The sequence below is a fragment of the Streptomyces sp. NPDC020742 genome (assembly GCF_040641675.1).
Classification (GTDB): domain Bacteria; phylum Actinomycetota; class Actinomycetes; order Streptomycetales; family Streptomycetaceae; genus Streptomyces.
Genome location: NZ_JBFAEA010000001.1, coordinates 598,531 through 617,435, shown reverse-complemented (window position 1 = coordinate 617,435; position 18,905 = coordinate 598,531). Strand labels below are relative to the sequence as shown.

The following is an 18,905-nucleotide window of genomic DNA, read 5'->3' as shown; positions in this document are numbered from 1 at the left end:
ACTCCAGCAACCAGAGCAGCTGGAATCTCATCTTTCACTCTCGAAGGAGCGCAATTCGGGCGTCGAGTCGCCCGGGCGGGCGCGGCGGACCGTGGAGTGGGAGAGCGATGAACAGGCCGCTGAGACACATAGCCGTCTTCTGCGGGGTGCTGGTGCTGGCCCTGCTGATCCGTGCGACCTGGGTCCAGTTCGTCCAGGCCGACGAGCTCGCCGAGGACCCGCACAACCGCCGGGTGAAGATCGAGGCGTACTCCTACCCCCGCGGCAACATCATCGTGGGCGGCCAGCCGGTGACCGGCTCGGTGGCGACCTCCGGCGACTTCAAGTACAAGCGGACCTACAAGGACGGCCCGATGTACGCCCCGGTCACCGGCTTCGCCTCGCAGGCGCAGGGCCAGACCTTCCTGGAAGGCACCTACAACAAGCTGCTCTCCGGCAAGGACGACCGGCTCGCCTTCAAGCACGCCCAGGCCGTGCTGACCGGCGAGAAGCCGCGCGGCGGCGATGTGATCACCACCATCGACCCCAAGGCGCAGAAGGCCGCCTACAAGGGGCTGACCGACCTCAACGCCAAGGGCGCGGTGGTGGCGCTCGACCCGCGCGACGGCAGGGTCCTCGCGCTGGCCTCCACCCCCTCCTACGACCCGTCGACGTTCGCCGGGATCTCCGACGCCGAGAGCCGGAAGTTCAAGGCACTGGACGACGACAAGGACAAGCCGGTCAGCAACCGGGCGCTGCGCGAGACCTACCCGCCCGGCTCCACCTTCAAGATCCTCACCGCGGCCGCCGCCCTGGAGCACGGCGTGGTCAGCGACATCGACGCCCCCTCCGGCGCCCCCGCCCCGTACCAACTGCCGCTGAGCACCACCAAGGTCGGCAACGACGTGCCCGGCGCACCGTGCAACAACGCCTCCCTCAAGACCGGTATGCAGTGGTCGTGCAACAACGTCTTCCTGGACACCGCGCTCAAGGTCGGCAAGGACAAGATGCGGGAGACCGCCCAGAAGTTCGGCTTCAACTCCGACGTCTACGACAAGGAGTTCGGCGACCTGCTGGCCAGCAAGAGCCTCTACCCCAAGGCGCTGGACAAGCCGCAGACCGCGCTGACCGGCATGGGCCAGGGCAGCCTGACCAGCACCCCGATGCAGATGGCGATGGTGACCGCGGCGCTCGCCAACGACGGCAAGCTGATGATGCCGCACGTGGTCGACGAGCTGCGCGGCCCCGACCTGTCGACGCTGCAGAAGTTCGAGCCCAAGCAGATGTCCCAGGCGGTCTCCGAGGGCACCGCGAAGAAGGTGCAGGAGATGATGGAGTACACCGTCTCCGAGGGCACCGCCTCGAAGGCCAAGGTCGACGGCGTGACGGTCGGCGGCAAGACCGGCACCGCCCAGCACGGCGCGAACGTCAACGACGAGCGCCCCTACGCCTGGTTCGTGGCCTACGCCAAGCAGCGCGACGGGTCCTCCCCGGTGGCGGTCGCGGTCTTCGTCGACCCCAAGAGCATGGACATCCCGCGGTCCGAGATCGCCGGCGGCAAGCTGGGCGGCCCGATCGCCAAGCAGGTCATGGAGGCGGTCCTGAACAAGTAGGCCCGCTCCGGCGCGCCCGGTGTGCTCCGTACGATGGCGGACATGACCGAAGAACCCCGTGCCCGCCGCCTCGTCCTCGCCTCCCAGTCCCCCGCCCGGCTGGGCCTGCTGCGACAGGCCGGGCTGGCGCCCGAGGTCGTCGTCAGCGGCGTCGACGAGGACGCGCTGAGCGCCGAGACCCCCGCGGAGCTAGCCCGCGTGCTGGCCGAGGCGAAGGCCGCCGCGGTCGCCGCCCGCCCGGAGACCCAGGGCGCGCTGGTCGTCGGCTGCGACTCGGTGCTGGACCTGGACGGCGTGGCGCTGGGCAAGCCGGCCGACGCCGAGGACGCCACCGCCCGCTGGAAGTCCATGCGCGGCCGGGCCGGCGTACTGCGGACCGGCCACTGCGTGATCGACACCGCCAGCGGCCGCCGGGTCTCCGCCACCGCCGCCACCACGGTCCGCTTCGGCGAGCCCAGCGACGCCGAGATCGCCGCCTATGTCGCCAGCGGCGAGCCGCTGCACGTCGCCGGCGCCTTCACCCTCGACGGCCGCTCCGCCCCCTTCATCGACGGCATCGACGGCGACCCCGGCAATGTCATCGGGCTGTCGCTGCCGCTGCTGCGCCGCCTGCTCGCCGACCTGGACGTGACGCTCACCGACCTCTGGGCCTGAGCGGCCGGTCGCGGAAATCCGGCGGGGTCGACGCATTCCGGGTCATCAGGCGGGGAACCGATGGAACCGATTGATCCGGTACGGACCGATCAGCCCGATCGGTCCGGTCCGACCGGCCCGACCGGTCGAGTCGACCATGAGGAGCGCCCCGCATGCCCAAGATCCTGATCATCGCCGGTGACGCCACCGAGGACCTGGAGTTCTTCTACCCCTACCAGCGGCTGCTGGAGGAGGGGTACGAGCCGCACATCGCCGCCCCGTCCCGCAAGAAGCTGCAGTTCGTCGTCCATGACTTCGTCGACACCTTCGACACCTACGTGGAGCGCACGGGCCACTCCTGGCCGGCCGACCTCGCGCTGTCCGAGGTGGACCCGGCCGACTACGCCGCCCTGGTGCTCCCCGGCGGCCGGGCACCCGAGTACCTCCGCAACGACGCCGACTACCGCCGGGTCGTCACCCACTTCTTCGACGCCGACAAGCCCGTGGCCCACATCTGCCACGCCGCCACCTCCCTCGCCCCGCTCGGCGTCCTCAAGGGCCGGCGCACCTCCGCCTATCCGGCCTGCGCGCCGGACGTCGAGATGGGCGGCGGCGTCTTCGTCGACGGCTCGTCGGTGGTCGACGGCAAGGTCGTCTCGGCCCGCGCCTGGAACGACCACCCGGAGTGGATGCGGGCGTTCATGGACGTCCTGCGGGAGCATGCGCCGACGAAGGACTGAGGACCCGTCGAATCAGGCAGGACGGAGGGGGAGTTCGGCTCCGGGACCGCGGCCGGGTCGGGTGTTCAGAGCGCGCCCGGTGCCGCCGGCTGCGGACCGCCCGGGGCACCGCCGTCCCCGCCCGGAGCGCCCTGCCCGCCTCGAACGCCCGCCTCCCCGTACGCCACAAGGGTGAGCACGAGCAGCCCCAACGTCACCATCATCGCCAGGAAGGCGACCCAGCCGACCAGTCCGACGGCGAAGGCGCCCAGCAGGCCGTGCACCACGGCGGCGCTGATCAGCACGATCCGGGCGAAGCCGCCCGGGGCCCGGTCGCGCACCGCGGCGCGGACGAGGATGACCGCACAGCTCACCAGGTAGAGGCCGAAGAGGCCGCCCGCCACCCAGGAGCCGACGGACATCGCACGCGGCTGCAGACCGGCCAGCGACATCTGCTGCTTGTCCACGACGATGCTCAGGATCCAGTTGAGCAGCACGATCCCGCACGCCTCCAGGACCAGGACCACCGCCGCGGCCAGGGCCACCGGTCGTCGCGCCACCGCCACCACCCACTTCCGCCGTTCGCCGCGCCCGGGACCCACCCAGGACCGATGCCGCGACTCCGGAGAGATCCGTTACCGCGCGTAAGAAGACATCGGGCACGCTACTAATGGGTAATAGCTGGGGCAAGGGTTCTGCACGGGCGGGTGCGAAAGGGAGTGCGGACGGCGGGCCCGCGGCGCGCCGAAGGAGGGAGCCGTCCGCAAAGATTCCTTCGCCCATTCGTAGGGACTCCACAAAGAATTGACGATCCGCTGGACGCCGTATGTGCGAGACCTAAGCCACACCGAGTCCTGAGCCCGGGCCCGGGAATCCGGGCCTACCCTGGGATACCAGGGGGCTTGGGCCTCCTACTGGCGCTCCGAGCACACTCCGTGTGGGCAAGCTCACCCCGGGGAACGGGTCGGCACGCGGTGTCGCCAGTCCCTAAAATCGCCGCATCCCTATTGTTGCGGCGAAGCGCCAAGGAAGGACCCATCGTGCGCAAGGTGCTCATCGCCAACCGTGGCGAAATCGCTGTTCGCGTTGCCCGTGCTTGCCGGGACGCGGGGATCGGCAGCGTGGCCGTCTATGCCGACCCCGACCGCGACGCTCTGCACGTACGCGCGGCGGACGAGGCGTACGCCCTGGGCGGTGACACACCTGCCACCAGCTACCTGGACATCTCCAAGGTCCTGGCCGCCGCCGCCGATTCGGGCGCGGACGCCATCCACCCCGGCTACGGCTTCCTCTCCGAGAACGCCGACTTCGCGCAGGCCGTCCTGGACGCCGGGCTGACCTGGATCGGCCCGCCCCCGCACGCCATCCGCGACCTCGGCGACAAGGTCGCCGCCCGGCACATCGCCCAGCGCGCCGGTGCCCCGCTGGTCGCCGGCACCCCCGACCCGGTCTCCGGTGCCGACGAGGTCGTCGCCTTCGCCAAGGAGCACGGCCTGCCGATCGCCATCAAGGCGGCGTTCGGCGGCGGCGGCCGCGGCCTGAAGGTCGCCCGTACGCTCGAAGAGGTGCCGGAGCTGTACGACTCCGCGGTGCGCGAGGCGGTTGCCGCCTTCGGCCGCGGCGAGTGCTTCGTCGAGCGCTACCTCGACCGCCCCCGGCACGTCGAGACCCAGTGCCTGGCCGACAAGCACGGCAATGTCGTGGTCGTCTCGACCCGTGACTGCTCGCTGCAGCGCCGCCACCAGAAGCTGGTGGAGGAGGCCCCGGCGCCGTTCCTGACGGACGAGCAGAACGCCGAGCTCTACCGCGCGTCCAAGGCCATCCTCAAGGAGGCCGGCTACGAGGGCGCCGGCACCTGCGAATTCCTCGTCGGCCAGGACGGCACCATCTCCTTCCTGGAGGTCAACACCCGCCTCCAGGTCGAGCACCCGGTCACCGAAGAGGTCACCGGCCTGGACCTGGTCCGCGAGATGTTCCGGATCGCCGACGGCGAGAAGCTGGGGTACGACGACCCGGCGGTGCGCGGTCACTCCTTCGAGTTCCGCATCAACGGTGAGGACCCGGGCCGAAACTTCCTGCCCGCGCCCGGCACCGTCACCCGCTTCGACGCGCCGACCGGCCCCGGTGTGCGCCTGGACGCGGGCGTCGAGGCCGGTTCGGTCATCGGCCCGGCCTGGGACTCCCTGCTGGCCAAGCTGATCGTCACCGGTGCCACCCGTGCGCAGGCGCTGCAGCGCGCCGCGCGTGCGCTGGCGGAGTTCACCGTCGAGGGCATGGCCACCGCCATCCCCTTCCACCGCGCGGTCGTCGCGGACCCGGCGTTCGCCCCCGAACTCACCGGCTCCGCCGACCCGTTCACGGTCCACACCCGGTGGATCGAGACCGAGTTCGTCAATGAGATCCCGCCGTTCGCCGCGCCCGGTGGCGAGGAGGCCGAGGCCGACGCCCGCGAGACGGTCGTCGTCGAGGTCGGAGGCAAGCGCCTGGAGGTCTCGCTGCCGTCCTCGCTGGGCATGCCGCTGGCCCGGGCCGCGGTCGCTGGCGGTGCCAAGCCCAAGCGCAAGGCCGGCAAGAAGGCCGGCAGCGCCGCCTCCGGCGATGCGCTCGCCTCGCCGATGCAGGGCACCATCGTCAAGGTCGCCGTCGAGGAGGGCCAGCAGGTCACCGAGGGCGAGCTGGTCGTCGTCCTGGAGGCGATGAAGATGGAGCAGCCGCTGAACGCCCACCGCTCGGGCACCATCAAGGGCCTGACCGCGGAGGTCGGCGCGGCGCTCACGTCCGGCGCGGTGATCTGCGAGATCAAGGACTGACCCGGTGGCCTTCGGGCCACGGCGCGAAGGGGCTCCCGGCAGCGATGCCGGGAGCCCCTTCCGCGTCCCCGCGGGCGGTATCCACCCGGCCGCTACGAGTTCCCCACCACGTCCTCCGGGAACGTCAGCTGCTTGTCCATCCACCGGAGCGCGGCCGGCAGCTCGCGCCGCCAGGTAGCGAAGTTGTGGCTGCCGTGGTCGAGGACGAGGGAGTCCGCCTGCATCGGCGGCCGGACCGCGGCCAGGAACGCCCGGGCCGCCGGGTAGTTCTTCTCCCCCGTACGGCTGGTGCCGATCAGCACGTTCACCTGCGGGGCGGGCAGGTGCCGCAGACGCCACATCAGGTCGTGCTCCTGGCGGCGGCGGACCCGGTCCCGGCCACTGCCGAAGAGGTCGCCGGTGGTGGGGTCGTTGCTGACCTTGTAGTCGGGCGAGAGGGCGGCCGCCGAGGTGTAGGTCCGTGCGTGCCGCATCACCAACTGGAGCGCGCAGCTGCCGCCCGACGAGTAGCCCAGGACGCCCCAGCCGCCCGGATCGTGGCCGACGCGGTAGTGCGACTTGAGCGCGTCGGGCACATCGCGGGCGAAGAAGGTCTCGGCCTGCGGGCCACCGGGCACATCGGTGCACTGGGTATCCCGCGGCGGCGCGATGGTGGGCCGCATCATCACGATCACCGTCGGCTGCATCCGGCCGGTGCGCATCAGCTGCCCGGCGGTCTGCGGCAGCCGCAGGTGCTGGCCCAGCAGGAAGGTGCCGCCCGGGTAGCCGCTGAGCGCGACGATCACGGGGAAGCGCTGCCGGGCGTACTGCGGCTGGAAGTACTGCGGCGGCAGGTAGACATACGCCGGGTCCACCGCCCGGGTCCGCTTGCCGACGATCCGGACCGACTCGACCCGGCCGGACCGCTGCGGCGGGCCCGTCGGCAGCCCGTGCACCTTGTCCAGGCCGTCCGGGCCGGAGGCCTGCACCAGGCCCTTCGACGGGTCGCCCACCGGACCCGCGCCCCCGCCGCCCCACTTGCCGGCGGCGGCCGGCGCATCGTCGTACAGGCCGAACAGCTCGTGCCAGGAGGCGTAGAACTGGAAGTTGGTGTTCACCACCAGGCCGAGGGCCGCCACGACGGCCAGCTGGGTCACCACGATCGAGCCGAGCCGCCCCAGCAGCGCGCGGGGCCCCCGCCCGGCGAACCGCGGCCACAGCCAGAGCGTGAGCCCGACGCAGACCACGGCGGACGCGGCCATGGCGTACAACAGAGACCGGCTGGTCAGTCCCATCACAGCTTCCCCAGGTGTCCCGCGCCGCGGACCGCTCCCCCGGTGGTCCGCTACGGCGTCGTCCCGGCCCTCCGGAAGGGCCCGGAAGACCTCATTGCGCCTGGTTTGATGGCCCTTGGAGACGGCGCGTTGCGGCACCGCGGAGGAGTTCGGCCGTGCGACCGCCGCGGTACGCCGGGACTTCATGCGGAGGGCGCCGGCCGTCCACCCGGCGCCGGGCCACGGGCCGCACCCACTGCCCGGAGAGGGCGCGCCCCGCACTGGTTGCGTACCGCACCGAGATACCCCCCAACGGCGCAATGGCATGCTGGAGCCACCGGGCGGCAACCGGCCGGGCGAGGGAGGACGGCGATGGCGACGGACACGGCAGGGCAGCGGCGGACGGCGCGGGGTCCGGTGGCGGCCACACCTCCGCGGGAGCAGGACGCCCGCCCGATGCGGGCCGACGCCCGCCGCAACTACGAGCGGCTGCTGACCGAGGCCCGGACCGCCTTCACCGCACACGGCACGGACACCTCGCTGGAGGACATCGCCCGCCGCGCCGGCGTCGGCATCGGCACCCTCTACCGGCACTTCCCCAACCGCACCGCCCTGATGAGCGCGGTCTTCCAAGGCGAGGTGGACGCCCTGTTGGCGTACGCCAGGGAGCTGGCCGACGCGCCGCAGCCGTGTGCCGCACTGGTCGACTGGCTGCGCGCGATCATCACCCACGCCAGCACCTACCGCGGCCTGTCCCGCGCCCTGATGACGGCCTCGGCGGACGAGAGCTCGGGGATGGCGCGGTGCAGCGTGCCGATGCGCGAGGCCGGCGGCACGCTGCTGACCCGCGCACAGCAGGCCGGGGCGGTACGCCCGGATGTGAGCATCGGCGATCTGATGCAGCTGACCAACGGCATCGCGCTGGCCGTCGAGGAGTCCCCCGACGACCCCGGGCTCGCCGACCGGCTGCTGACCCTCACGCTGCGAGGGCTGAAGGGCTAGGGCGTTTCTTTCGGATCTTCGTGGGCTCGCGGGGCAGCCGCCGGGCAGCCCGCAGGGTGCCGCGGAGCGGACCGGCGCCGGAGACGGCAGGAACCCCGGCCGCAGCGCCCCTGACGCCCCGGCCGGCCGCCCGGGGAGCCCCCGGCCCGCCCCGATGCCGGCGCCGGCCCTACGGCCCGCGCGCCGTCGCTGTCCGTCCCGGTCGGCACGCCCCCCGTTCGCCGCGCCACAGCGCCGCCCGGTCCGGTGTGCCGTCGGGTCCGGCTCAGCGCCGCCTGGGAGCCAGGTCGGCGACCCGGCCGCCCGGCGCCTCCGTCAGGGCGGGGGCGGACCGCAGCTGCGGCGCACCGCCACTGCCGCCCGGCGCATGGCTGCGCCGCTGGCCCGGCAACGGGACGTCCCGCCGGGGACCCCGGCGCTCACCCCCGCCCTCCAGACCCGGCTGGCCCGGACCGTGACCGGTGCCCGTCCCGCCGGCGACGGCGATCTGGACGCCCTGGTCGGCCAGCGCCTGGAGCTCGGTCGCGGCCCGCTCGTCGTGGCCCGGCGGCTCGTCCGTGACCAGGCGGGTGATCACGTCCGTGGGCACGGTCTGGAACATGGTGTCCGAGCCGAGCTTGGTGTGGTCGGCGAGCACCACCACCTCCCCCGCCGCTTGGACGAGCGCCCGGTCGACGCTGGCGGAGAGCATGTTGGAGGTGGACAGGCCGCGCTCCGCGGTCAGCCCGCTGCCCGACAGGAAGGCACGGGACACCCGCAGGCCCTGCAGCGACTGCTCGGCACCGCTGCCGACCAGCGCGTAGTTGGAGCCGCGCAGGGTGCCGCCGGTCATCACGACCTCGACGCGGTTGGCATGGGCCAACGCCTGGGCGACCAGCAGGGAGTTGGTGACGACGGTCAGACCGGGGACGCGGGCGAGCCGGCGGGCGAGCTCCTGGGTGGTGGTCCCCGCGCCGACGACGATGGCCTCGCCCTCTTCGACGAAGCCGGCCGCAAGATCGGCGATGGCCGTCTTCTCCGCGGTGGCCAGGTGGGACTTCTGCGGGAATCCGGACTCGCGGGTGAAGCCTCCCGGCAGGACCGCACCGCCGTGCCGGCGGTCGAGCAGTCCTTCTGCCTCCAGCGCCCGCACATCCCGCCGTACGGTTACTTCGGAGGTCTGGACGACGCGGGCGAGCTCCCGGAGCGACACCGCTCCGTTGGCACGCACCATTTCAAGGATCAATTGGCGACGTTCTGCAGCGAACACGAAACTGACAGTAACGCCAACGACCGTCTGTTTTCAGCAGGTTGCACCAATTAACGGAAGTTGTTCACACGGCACAGCGTGACGTGGTATGCGGCGCGCATATGACGTACGCCCGTCGAACTGCCGGGCGGTACGGGGCGCTTGCTGCCTGGTCAGCCGCACTGCCGGCCCCGGAGCGGGCCGACCCGGCGCGCGGGCCGGCGGCCGGACCGTGCAGGCACGTTTCATCCCCAGAGCTCACCGGGGGCACAAAGGTCTCAATCGGCCCGGGGTTTGCCGGCGGCCCCGCACCGTACGGGGAGCACCCGGTACGGGCCGGGTGCTCCGTGCGCGGTCCGTACCGGCTACTCGACGCCGCTCTTGCGGGTGTGGAGCTGGCGGGCGACCTCGGCGATCGAGCCGGAGAGCGAGGGGTAGACCGTGAAGGCGCTGGCGATCTGCTCGACGGTCAGGTTGTTGTCCACCGCGATCGAGATGGGGTGGATCAGCTCGCTGGCGCGCGGGGAGACGACCACACCGCCCACGACGATGCCCGTGCCCGGGCGGCAGAAGAGCTTCACGAAGCCGTCGCGGATGCCCTGCATCTTGGCGCGCGGGTTGCGCAGCAGCGGGAGCTTGACGACCCGGGCGTCGATCTTCCCGCTGTCCACGTCGGCCTGGGAGTAGCCGACGGTGGCGATCTCCGGGTCGGTGAAGACGTTCGCGGAGACGGTCTTGAGGTTGAGCGGGGTGACCGCGTCGCCGAGGAAGTGGTACATCGCGATCCGGCCCTGCATCGCCGCGACGGAGGCCAGCGCGAAGACGCCGGTGCAGTCGCCGGCCGCGTACACGCCGGGCGCGGTGGTGCGGGAGACCTTGTCGGTCCAGACGTGACCGGAGTCCGTCAGCTTGACGCCGGCGCCCTCCAGCCCGATGTCCTCGGTGTTGGGGATCGAGCCGACCGCCATCAGGCAGTGCGTACCGGAGATCGTCCGGCCGTCGGCGAGGGTGACCTCGACCCGGTCGCCGACCCGTTTGGCGGACTGGGCCCGCGAGCGTGCCATGACGTTCATGCCGCGGCGGCGGAAGACGTCCTCCAGGACGGCGGCGGCGTCCGGGTCCTCACCCGGCAGCACCCGGTCGCGGCTGGAGACGAGCGTGACGCGGGACCCCAGCGCCTGGTAGGCGCCCGCGAACTCGGCACCGGTGACACCGGAGCCGACCACGATGAGCTCCTCGGGCAGCTCGTCGAGGTCGTAGACCTGGGTCCAGTTCAGGATCCGCTCGCCGTCGGGGAGGGCGTCGGGGATCTCCCGCGGGTGGGCGCCGGTGGCGATCAGCACCGCATCGGCGATCAGGTTCTCGGAGGTGCCGTCGGCGGCGGTGACCGTGACCTTGCGCGAGCCGTCCGGCGCCTGCCCCGGCTCCAGCCGGCCGCGGCCGCGCATGACCCGGCCACCGGCACGGGTCACCGACGCGGTGATGTCATGCGACTGGGCGAGCGCCAGCCGCTTGACCCGCCGGTTGACCTTGCCCAGGTCGACGCCCACCACCCGGGCGGGCCGTTCGCTGTACGGGGTGTCGTCCTCGACGATGATGCCGAGCTCTTCGTACGACGAATCGAAGGTGGTCATCACCTCGGCGGTCGCGATGAGGGTCTTCGACGGCACACAGTCGGTGAGCACCGACGCCCCGCCCAGACCGTCGCAGTCGACGACGGTCACCTCCGCTCCGAGAGAAGCCGCCACCAGGGCCGCTTCGTATCCGCCGGGCCCACCACCGATGATCACGATCCGAGTCACGTACTCCATTGTCCCGCACGCCTGTCCGTGCCTCGCCCCCGGGGGCGAGGCACGTCCCGTGCGGCCTTCCGGGCGCCCCGTCCGGCCGGGCATGCCCGCCCCGGGAAGCCGGGGCCCGCCTTGCGCCGCCCGGGGCACACTCGGCGCCCACCTTGTCGTACGAACCTCCGGTACCACGAGCCCGGCGGGCAACCTCCCGTACCCTCGGAACCATGTCGCTCTACGCCGCGTACGCCGGCAACCTCGACGCGCGGCTGATGTCCCGCCGCGCACCGCACTCGCCGCTGCGCGGCACCGGCTGGCTGAACGGCTGGCGGCTCACCTTCGGCGGCGAGCAGATGGGCTGGGAGGGAGCGCTGGCGACGGTCGTCGAGGACCCCGACTCCCAGCTCTTCGTCGCGCTCTACGACATCGCCCCCGGGGACGAGGAGTCCATGGACCGGTGGGAGGGCGTCGGGATGGGCATCTACCGCCGGATGCGGGTCCGCGTACACACCCTCGACGGCGACGAGGCCGCCTGGATCTACGTCCTCAACGGCTACGAGGGCGGCCTGCCCTCCGCTCGCTACCTCGGCGAGATCGCCGACGCCGCGGAGTCCGCCGGCGCCCCGCACGACTATGTGATGGAGCTGCGCAAGCGGCCCTGCTGAGCGGTTCGGGCCCGCTGGTGGCGCGCCCGGCGCCCGGTGGGTCCGCGCGGCCGGCGGGACGGGACGTGCGCCGGCGCCCCTCCGGCCCGGGCGCGCGTCCCCGGGCGGAAGGCGCCGGGCGGAAGCCGCCGGGCAGCCCTTCTTGGACAGAAGTCACAAGGCAACGATTCCAGGACCGTCGGCAGCGACATCTACGCGCGTAGGGGAATACCGGCTACCCTCGTCCGCGTGAACGCATCTGTTACTCCGGACATCGCGCGCGACCCGCAGGGCGCCGCCGCCGACGCCGCCGCCCGCCTGCGCGAGCTGACCGGCGCCGAGACCCACGACGTCGCCCTGGTGATGGGCTCCGGCTGGGCGCCGGCCGCCGAGGCCCTGGGCGCGCCCGAGCACGAATTCCCCGTCACCGAGCTGCCCGGCTTCCCGGCGCCGGCCGTCGCCGGACACGGCGGCACGATCCGCTCCTACCGGGTGGGCGAGAAGCGGGCGCTGGTCTTCCTGGGCCGCACCCATTACTACGAGGGCCGCGGGGTCGCCGCCGTCGCCCATGGCGTGCGCACCGCCGTCGCCGCCGGCTGCAAGACCGTGGTGCTCACCAACGGGTGCGGCGGCCTGCGCGAGGGCATGCGCCCGGGCCAGCCGGTCCTCATCAGCGACCACCTCAACCTCACCGCCACCTCCCCGATCGTCGGCGCCAACTTCGTCGACCTCACCGACCTGTACTCGCCGCGGCTGCGCGCGCTGTGCAAGGAGATCGACTCGTCGCTGGAGGAGGGCGTCTACGCCCAGCTCCCCGGCCCGCACTACGAGACCCCGGCCGAGATCAAGATGATCCGCACGCTGGGCGGTGACCTGGTCGGCATGTCCACCGTCCTGGAGGCCATCGCGGCGCGGGAGGCGGGCGCCGAGGTGCTCGGACTGTCCCTGGTGACCAACCTCGCCGCCGGCATGACGGGTGAGCCGCTCAACCACGAAGAGGTACTGCAGGCCGGCCGCGACTCCGCCTCGCGGATGGGCGCCCTGCTCGGCCAGGTCCTCACCAAGATCTAGCCGGTTCCGAAGAGCCAGGGCGTTTCTTTTGGATCTTCGTGGACCCCGCGAGCCCACGAAGATCCGAAAGAAACGCCCTAGGTCTGGGGCCTGTCGGGCGGCCGCCCCCGGCGGGCGCCGGCCGGTGCACCTGACCGGTCGACGCGGTGCGTCCTGGGCGCGGGGTAAGGGGTACGAGCCGGGCGTGCGCCGCGCGAGCGCCCGGCAGCCCCGTAGGTCCACCCCGTACCTCACCCCCAACGCACCGATAGGCAGGAGCATCACGTGGCTACCGATCCCGCGGAGCTGATCAACCGGGCCCAGGCATGGCTGGCCGAGGACCCCGACCCGGAGACCCGGGACGAGCTGGCCGGGCTCCTCGACGCCCGGAACACCGACGAACTGGCCGCGCGGTTCGCCGGCACCCTGCAGTTCGGCACCGCCGGACTGCGCGGGGAGCTGGGCGCGGGCCCGATGCGGATGAACCGCTCGGTGGTCATCCGGGCCGCGGCCGGCCTCGCCGCGTACCTCAAGGCGAAGGGCGAGGGCTCCGGGCTGGTCGTCATCGGCTACGACGCGCGCCACAAGAGCGCCGACTTCGCGCGGGACACCGCGGCCGTGATGGTCGGCGCCGGCCTGCGGGCCGCGCTGCTGCCGCGCCCGCTGCCGACCCCCGTGCTGGCGTTCGCGATCCGGCACCTGGGCGCGGTGGCCGGTGTCGAGGTCACCGCCAGTCACAACCCCCCGCGGGACAACGGCTACAAGGTCTATCTGGGCGACGGCTCGCAGATCGTGCCGCCCGCCGACGGGGAGATCGCCGCCGAGATCGCCGCGGTGGCCTCGCTGGCGGACGTACCGCGTCCCGAGTCCGGCTGGGAGACCCTCGACGACGCCGTCCTGACGGCCTATCTGGCGCGCACCGACGCGGTGCTCACCCCCGGCTCCCCGCGCGAGCTGAACGTGGTCTACACCCCGATGCACGGCGTCGGCCGGGACACCCTGCTCGCCGCGTTCGCCCGGGCCGGCTTCCCTGCCCCGGCGGTCGTCGAGGCGCAGGCCGAGCCGGACCCGGAGTTCCCGACCGTCGCCTTCCCCAACCCGGAGGAGCCGGGCGCGATGGACCTCGCGTTCGCCACCGCGCGCTCCCTGGACGCGGGCGGGGCGGACGGCGCCGGCGGCGGGGTGGACATCGTGATCGCCAACGACCCCGACGCGGACCGCTGTGCGGTCGCCGTCCCGGACCCCGGCACGCCCGAGGGCTGGCGGATGCTGCGCGGTGACGAGGTCGGCGCCCTGCTCGCCGCCCACCTGACCGGCAAGGGCGCCCGTGGCACCTTCGCCACGACGATCGTCTCCTCGCAGCTGATGTCCCGGATCGCCGGCGGCGCCGCGCTCCCGTATGAGGAGACGCTGACCGGCTTCAAGTGGCTCGCCCGGGTCGACGGCCTGCGCTACGCCTACGAGGAGGCGCTGGGCTACTGCGTCGACCCGGAGGGCGTGCGCGACAAGGACGGGATCACCGCGGCGCTGCTGGTCGCCGAGCTGGCCGCGGAGCTCAAGCAGGCCGGCCGGACGCTCGGCGACCTGCTGGACGACCTCGCGGTGCAGTGCGGGCTGCACGCCACCGACCAGCTGTCGGTCCGGGTCGAGGACCTGTCGCTGATCGCCGCCGCCATGCGCCGGCTGCGCGCCCAGCCGCCGTCCGCACTGGCCGGGCTGGTGGTGGAGCGGGCCGACGACCTGAACGAGGGCAGTGCGGAACTGCCGCCGACCGACGGGCTGCGCTACTACCTCGCCGGGTCGCCGGAGGCGGGCGTCGAATCCGCCCGGGTCGTCGTCCGCCCCAGCGGCACCGAGCCCAAGCTCAAGTGCTACCTGGAGGTCGTGGTGCCGGTCGGCTCGGCCGAGGCGCTGCCGGCGGCCCGGAAGAAGGCGGCGCAGGCGCTGGCCGACCTCACGGCGGACGTGTCGGCCGCGGCCGGCATCTGACGAACGGTCGGGGGCGGGTCCGTCCCGCCCCCGGACCGGGCCCCCGGACGGTCCCACCCCCGGACGGTCCCACCCCCGAATCGGGCCGGCTCCCCCGCCACCGGCCGCTCACGCTCACAGCGCGAGCATCACCGCGAGCCCGATCGCGCCCACCACGGCCGGTGCGATGACCGGGTACGACCAGCGGACCACCGGCTCGCCCTGTGCGGACCCGCGCTCCGCCGCCCGGTCCCTGACCCCCCGGAGCTCGTCGAGGGCCTGGTCGGCCAGGGCGCGCGGCACCGGGCCGGCGTCGGCGTTCGGGCCGAAGCGGGGCCCGGAAGCGCCCGCGCCGCGCATCGCCTGCCGTTGGGCCTTCTTGCGCTGCCGCAGCGAGACCGGGATGGCCCACAGCTGGTACCGGCCGCCGGTGGTGGTGACCACCTCGGCGGAGAACGCGGCGCGGAAGCCCTCGATCGCCCCCCAGGGCAGGGTGATCGTGCGGAACGGGTTACGGACCGTCAGCCGCTCCTCGCCGGCCCGCACCAGGGGCCGCAGGGTGTAGGCGGTGACCAGCGGGACGACCAGCAGCAGCCCGAAGACCGTAGTCAGCCGGGTGTGGGCACCGCCGCGGAGCAAGGCGTCGCCGCCGAGCCAGAGCGCCAACAGCAGGAGCAGCACACCGCCGACGAGGGCCGCGGGCGAGCGGTAACTGCGCTCGGCGTACTGCTGCTGAGGCGGGGTGGCGCGTCGCTGGCTCGTCATGCGGCAGATTCTGCCCGACCGTCCGCATGCCGGACATTGCGTTACGGCATCATTCGGGTCGTGGGCCGGATTGAGTCCAGCGAGGGGGGTGACATGGCGCTACGCGCGTAGATATGCTCCCCTCGTGACCATGCCCATCACTGTTCCCGCATACGGCAAGGAAGCCGCGGGGCGTCTGGCGTCAATGGCGGACGTGACCGCCGACGACGGTGCGCTGCGCCGCTTCCTGCACGGCCTCCCCGGCGTCGACGCGGTCGGCCTGGAAGCCCGCGCCGCCACCCTCGGCACCCGCTCGGTCAAGACGACGGCGAAGGCGTACGCCATCGACCTCGCCATCTCGATGATCGACCTGACGACCCTCGAAGGCGCGGACACCCCGGGCAAGGTCCGGGCGCTGTGCGCCAAGGGCATCCACCCCGACCCCACCGACCGCACCGCCCCCAAGGTCGCGGCGATCTGCGTCTACCCGGACATGGTCGCGACGGCCAAGGAGGCGCTCGGCGACTCCGGCATCCACGTCGCGTCCGTCGCCACCGCCTTCCCGGCCGGCCGCGCCGCGCTGCCGGTGAAGCTGGCCGACACCCGGGACGCGGTCGCGGCCGGGGCCGACGAGATCGACATGGTGATCGACCGGGGCGCGTTCCTCTCCGGCCGCTACCTGGAGGTCTTCGAGGAGATCAAGGCCGTCAAGGAGGCCTGCGCCCGTCCCGACGGCAGCGCGGCGCACCTCAAGGTCATCTTCGAGACCGGCGAACTCCAGACGTACGACAACGTCCGCCGGGTCTCCTGGCTCGCGATGCTGGCCGGCGCCGACTTCATCAAGACCTCGACCGGCAAGGTCGCCGTCAACGCCACCCCGCCCGTCACGCTGCTGATGCTGGAGGCGGTGCGCGACTTCCACGCCGCCACCGGCGTCCAGGTCGGCGTGAAGCCGGCCGGCGGCATCCGTACGACCAAGGACGCGATCAAGTACCTGGTCATGGTCAACGAGACGCTCGGCGAGCCCTGGCTGACCGCCGACTGGTTCCGCTTCGGCGCCTCCAGCCTCCTGAACGACCTGCTGATGCAGCGCCAGAAGCTCAGCACCGGCCGCTACTCCGGCCCCGACTACGTCACGGTGGACTGAGGCTCCCATGACCTTCGATTACGCACCCGCACCCGAGTCCCGCGCGGTCGTCGACATCGCGCCGTCCTACGGCCTGTTCATCGACGGCGAGTTCGCGCCGGCCTCCGACGGCAAGGTCTTCAAGACCGTCTCCCCGTCCTCGGAGGAGGTCCTCTCCGAGGTCGCGCAGGCCACCGGCGACGACGTCGACCGCGCCGTGAAGGCCGCCCGCAAGGCCTTCGAGAAGTGGTCCGCGCTGCCGGGCGCCGAGCGCGCCAAGTACCTCTTCCGGATCGCCCGGATCATCCAGGAGCGCTCGCGGGAGCTGGCGGTCCTGGAGACGCTGGACAACGGCAAGCCGATCCGGGAGTCCCGGGACGCCGACCTGCCGCTGGTCGCCGCGCACTTCTTCTACTACGCGGGCTGGGCCGACAAGCTCGACCACGCGGGCTACGGCCCCAACCCCCGCCCCCTGGGCGTCGCGGGCCAGGTCATCCCGTGGAACTTCCCCCTGCTGATGCTGGCGTGGAAGATCGCCCCGGCGCTGGCGACCGGCAACACGGTCGTCCTCAAGCCCGCCGAGACCACCCCGCTGTCCGCCCTCTTCTTCGCGGACATCTGCCGCCAGGCGGGCCTGCCCAAGGGCGTCGTCAACATCCTCACCGGAGACGGCTCCACGGGCGCGGCGCTGGTCGCCCACCCCGACGTCAACAAGGTCGCCTTCACCGGCTCCACCGAGGTGGGCAAGGCCATCGCCCGCACGGTCGCCGGCACCGACAAGAAGGTGACGCTGGAGCTGGGCGGCAAGGCGGCGAACATCGTCTTCGACGACGCACCGCTCGATCAGGCCGTCGAGGGCATCGTCAACGGCATCTTCTTCAACCAGGGCCACGTCTGCTGTGCGGGCTCCCGCCTGCTGGTCCAGGAGTCGGTGGCCGACGAGCTGCTGGACGCGCTTAAGCGCCGGATGGCGACCCTGCGCGTGGGTGACCCGCTGGACAAGAACACCGACATCGGCGCGATCAACTCCGCCGAGCAGCTGGCCCGGATCACCGAGCTGGCCGACGCCGGCCAGGCCGAGGGCGCCGAGCGCTGGTCCCCGGCCTGTGAACTGCCGTCCGCCGGCTACTGGTTCGCGCCGACGCTGTTCACCGGCGTCACCCAGGCGCACCGGATCGCCCGGGAGGAGATCTTCGGCCCGGTGCTGTCCGTGCTGACCTTCCGCACCCCCGCGGAGGCGGTGGAGAAGGCCAACAACACGCCCTACGGCCTGTCCGCCGGCATCTGGACGGAGAAGGGCTCGCGGATGCTGTGGATGGCGAACAAGCTGCGGGCGGGCGTCATCTGGTCCAACACGTTCAACAAGTTCGACCCGGCCTCGCCGTTCGGCGGCTACCAGGAGTCGGGCTACGGCCGCGAGGGCGGCCGGCACGGTCTGGAGGCGTACCTCAATGTCTGAGCTGACTGGCCGACTGTCCGTCTTCAAGACCTACAAGCTGTACGTCGGGGGGAAGTTCCCCCGGTCCGAGAGCGGGCGGGTGTACGAGGTGACCGACTCCAAGGGCACATGGCTCGCCAACGCCCCGCTGTCCTCCCGCAAGGACGCGCGGGACGCGGTGGTCGCCGCCCGCAAGGCGTTCGGCGGCTGGTCGGGCGCCACGGCGTACAACCGCGGCCAGATCCTCTACCGCATCGCCGAGATGCTGGAGGGCCGCCGCGACCAGTTCATCGCGGAGGTCGCCGACGCCGAGGGCCGCTCGAAGGCCAAGGCCACCGCGCAGGTGGACGCGGCGATCGACCGCTGGGTCTGGTACGCGGGCTGGTCCGACAAGGTCGCCCAGATCGCCGGCGGCGCCAACCCGGTCGCCGGGCCGTACTTCAACCTCTCCGCACCGGAGCCGACGGGTGTGGTCGCGGTGCTGGCGCCCCAGGAGTCGTCGTTCCTCGGCCTGGTCTCGGTGATCGCCCCGGCGATCGTCACCGGCAACACGGTGGTCGTGGCGGCCGCCCAGGAGGCGCCGCTGCCCGCCCTCTCGCTGGGCGAGGTGCTGGCCACTTCCGACCTCCCGGGCGGTGTGGTCAACGTCCTCTCCGGCCGTACGGCCGAGATCGCGGCCCCGCTCGCCGCCCACCAGGACGTCAACGCCCTCGATCTGGCCGGCGCGGACGCCGACCTGGCGAAGGAGCTGGAGACGGCGGCGGCCGACAACCTCAAGCGGGTGCTGCGCCCGGCGCCGGTGGACTGGAAGGCCGCCCCGGGCACGGACCGCCTGCTGGCGTTCCTGGAGACCAAGACGGTCTGGCACCCGATGGGCGTTTAGGCCTGCTCCGACGGCCTTATGACGGCTC

Annotated in this window: 16 protein-coding genes; 11 read left to right on the top strand and 5 right to left on the bottom strand. The window is 72.5% G+C overall.

The window, feature by feature from the left end:
- Positions 1-107: 107 nt before the first annotated feature.
- The 3 genes from AB0G84_RS02640 to AB0G84_RS02630 all read left to right on the top strand — a co-directional run bounded on the left by AB0G84_RS02640 (position 108) and on the right by AB0G84_RS02630 (position 2,965).
- Positions 108-1,592: a penicillin-binding protein 2 gene (locus AB0G84_RS02640; RefSeq protein ID WP_361314369.1), complete on the top strand. Its 1,485-nt coding sequence runs from the start codon at positions 108-110 to the stop codon at positions 1,590-1,592.
- Between the two features lie 42 nt (positions 1,593-1,634).
- Positions 1,635-2,246, top strand: coding sequence for a nucleoside triphosphate pyrophosphatase (locus AB0G84_RS02635; RefSeq protein WP_361314368.1), 612 nt, complete (start codon positions 1,635-1,637; stop codon positions 2,244-2,246).
- A gap of 152 nt (positions 2,247-2,398) precedes the next feature.
- Complete coding sequence (locus AB0G84_RS02630; RefSeq protein ID WP_361314365.1) at positions 2,399-2,965, top strand: DJ-1/PfpI family protein; 567 nt, start codon at positions 2,399-2,401, stop codon at positions 2,963-2,965.
- Between the two features lie 65 nt (positions 2,966-3,030).
- On the opposite strand, the gene AB0G84_RS02625 is transcribed toward AB0G84_RS02630, so the two are convergent.
- Positions 3,031-3,504, bottom strand: coding sequence for a hypothetical protein (locus tag AB0G84_RS02625; RefSeq protein ID WP_361314363.1), 474 nt, complete (start codon positions 3,502-3,504; stop codon positions 3,031-3,033).
- Between the two features lie 480 nt (positions 3,505-3,984).
- On the opposite strand from AB0G84_RS02625, the gene AB0G84_RS02620 reads away from it, so the two are divergent.
- Positions 3,985-5,754, top strand: a complete 1,770-nt coding sequence (locus tag AB0G84_RS02620) for a biotin carboxylase N-terminal domain-containing protein (RefSeq protein WP_361314361.1) — start codon at positions 3,985-3,987, stop codon at positions 5,752-5,754.
- 92 nt (positions 5,755-5,846) lie between these two features.
- On the opposite strand, the gene AB0G84_RS02615 is transcribed toward AB0G84_RS02620, so the two are convergent.
- Complete coding sequence (locus AB0G84_RS02615; RefSeq protein ID WP_361314359.1) at positions 5,847-7,028, bottom strand: alpha/beta hydrolase-fold protein; 1,182 nt, start codon at positions 7,026-7,028, stop codon at positions 5,847-5,849.
- A gap of 435 nt (positions 7,029-7,463) precedes the next feature.
- Between AB0G84_RS02615 and AB0G84_RS02610 the strand changes: the two genes are divergently transcribed.
- Positions 7,464-8,009: a helix-turn-helix domain-containing protein gene (locus tag AB0G84_RS02610; RefSeq protein ID WP_361315109.1), complete on the top strand. Its 546-nt coding sequence runs from the start codon at positions 7,464-7,466 to the stop codon at positions 8,007-8,009.
- A 265-nt stretch (positions 8,010-8,274) separates the two neighbouring features.
- On the opposite strand, the gene AB0G84_RS02605 is transcribed toward AB0G84_RS02610, so the two are convergent.
- Entirely contained in the window at positions 8,275-9,258 is a 984-nt protein-coding gene (locus AB0G84_RS02605; RefSeq protein WP_361314356.1) for a DeoR/GlpR family DNA-binding transcription regulator, read from the bottom strand.
- 344 nt (positions 9,259-9,602) lie between these two features.
- Complete coding sequence (locus tag AB0G84_RS02600) at positions 9,603-11,048, bottom strand: NAD(P)H-quinone dehydrogenase (RefSeq protein ID WP_361314354.1); 1,446 nt, start codon at positions 11,046-11,048, stop codon at positions 9,603-9,605.
- A gap of 203 nt (positions 11,049-11,251) precedes the next feature.
- On the opposite strand from AB0G84_RS02600, the gene AB0G84_RS02595 reads away from it, so the two are divergent.
- The 3 genes from AB0G84_RS02595 (at position 11,252) to AB0G84_RS02585 (ending at position 14,707) form a co-directional block, all read left to right on the top strand.
- Positions 11,252-11,689, top strand: coding sequence for a gamma-glutamylcyclotransferase (locus AB0G84_RS02595; RefSeq protein WP_361314351.1), 438 nt, complete (start codon positions 11,252-11,254; stop codon positions 11,687-11,689).
- A gap of 228 nt (positions 11,690-11,917) precedes the next feature.
- On the top strand, positions 11,918-12,739 hold the full coding sequence (locus AB0G84_RS02590) for a purine-nucleoside phosphorylase (RefSeq protein ID WP_361314348.1): 822 nt from the start codon (positions 11,918-11,920) through the stop codon (positions 12,737-12,739).
- A 264-nt stretch (positions 12,740-13,003) separates the two neighbouring features.
- Complete coding sequence (locus tag AB0G84_RS02585) at positions 13,004-14,707, top strand: phospho-sugar mutase (protein WP_361314345.1); 1,704 nt, start codon at positions 13,004-13,006, stop codon at positions 14,705-14,707.
- A gap of 114 nt (positions 14,708-14,821) precedes the next feature.
- On the opposite strand, the gene AB0G84_RS02580 is transcribed toward AB0G84_RS02585, so the two are convergent.
- On the bottom strand, positions 14,822-15,451 hold the full coding sequence (locus AB0G84_RS02580) for a PH domain-containing protein (RefSeq protein ID WP_361314342.1): 630 nt from the start codon (positions 15,449-15,451) through the stop codon (positions 14,822-14,824).
- Positions 15,452-15,581: 130 nt separating this feature from the next.
- Here AB0G84_RS02580 and deoC point away from each other — a divergent pair, with 130 nt between their 5' ends.
- Genes deoC through AB0G84_RS02565 form a run of 3 tightly spaced genes read left to right on the top strand, consistent with a single transcriptional unit; the run spans position 15,582 to position 18,877 of the window.
- Entirely contained in the window at positions 15,582-16,577 is a 996-nt protein-coding gene (deoC, locus tag AB0G84_RS02575; RefSeq protein ID WP_361315106.1) for a deoxyribose-phosphate aldolase, read from the top strand.
- A gap of 7 nt (positions 16,578-16,584) precedes the next feature.
- On the top strand, positions 16,585-18,015 hold the full coding sequence (locus tag AB0G84_RS02570) for an aldehyde dehydrogenase family protein (RefSeq protein WP_361314339.1): 1,431 nt from the start codon (positions 16,585-16,587) through the stop codon (positions 18,013-18,015).
- On the top strand, positions 18,008-18,877 hold the full coding sequence (locus AB0G84_RS02565; protein WP_361314337.1) for an aldehyde dehydrogenase family protein: 870 nt from the start codon (positions 18,008-18,010) through the stop codon (positions 18,875-18,877). Before AB0G84_RS02570 ends, AB0G84_RS02565 begins: the two co-directional genes overlap by 8 nt.
- Positions 18,878-18,905 lie beyond the last annotated feature (28 nt).

What these genes read in the sequence shown, in the direction of transcription:
- AB0G84_RS02640 (WP_361314369.1), top strand. Translation starts at nt 108, where the DNA reads ATGAACAGGCCGCTGAGACACATAGCCGTCTTCTGCGGGGTGCTGGTG.
- AB0G84_RS02635 (WP_361314368.1), top strand. Translation starts at nt 1,635, where the DNA reads ATGACCGAAGAACCCCGTGCCCGCCGCCTCGTCCTCGCCTCCCAGTCC.
- AB0G84_RS02630 (WP_361314365.1), top strand. Translation starts at nt 2,399, where the DNA reads ATGCCCAAGATCCTGATCATCGCCGGTGACGCCACCGAGGACCTGGAG.
- AB0G84_RS02615 (WP_361314359.1), bottom strand. Translation starts at nt 7,028, where the DNA reads ATGGGACTGACCAGCCGGTCTCTGTTGTACGCCATGGCCGCGTCCGCC.
- AB0G84_RS02610 (WP_361315109.1), top strand. Translation starts at nt 7,464, where the DNA reads ATGCGGGCCGACGCCCGCCGCAACTACGAGCGGCTGCTGACCGAGGCC.
- AB0G84_RS02600 (WP_361314354.1), bottom strand. Translation starts at nt 11,048, where the DNA reads ATGGAGTACGTGACTCGGATCGTGATCATCGGTGGTGGGCCCGGCGGA.
- AB0G84_RS02595 (WP_361314351.1), top strand. Translation starts at nt 11,252, where the DNA reads ATGTCGCTCTACGCCGCGTACGCCGGCAACCTCGACGCGCGGCTGATG.
- AB0G84_RS02580 (WP_361314342.1), bottom strand. Translation starts at nt 15,451, where the DNA reads ATGACGAGCCAGCGACGCGCCACCCCGCCTCAGCAGCAGTACGCCGAG.
- deoC (WP_361315106.1), top strand. Translation starts at nt 15,582, where the DNA reads ATGCCCATCACTGTTCCCGCATACGGCAAGGAAGCCGCGGGGCGTCTG.
- AB0G84_RS02570 (WP_361314339.1), top strand. Translation starts at nt 16,585, where the DNA reads ATGACCTTCGATTACGCACCCGCACCCGAGTCCCGCGCGGTCGTCGAC.
- AB0G84_RS02565 (WP_361314337.1), top strand. Translation starts at nt 18,008, where the DNA reads ATGTCTGAGCTGACTGGCCGACTGTCCGTCTTCAAGACCTACAAGCTG.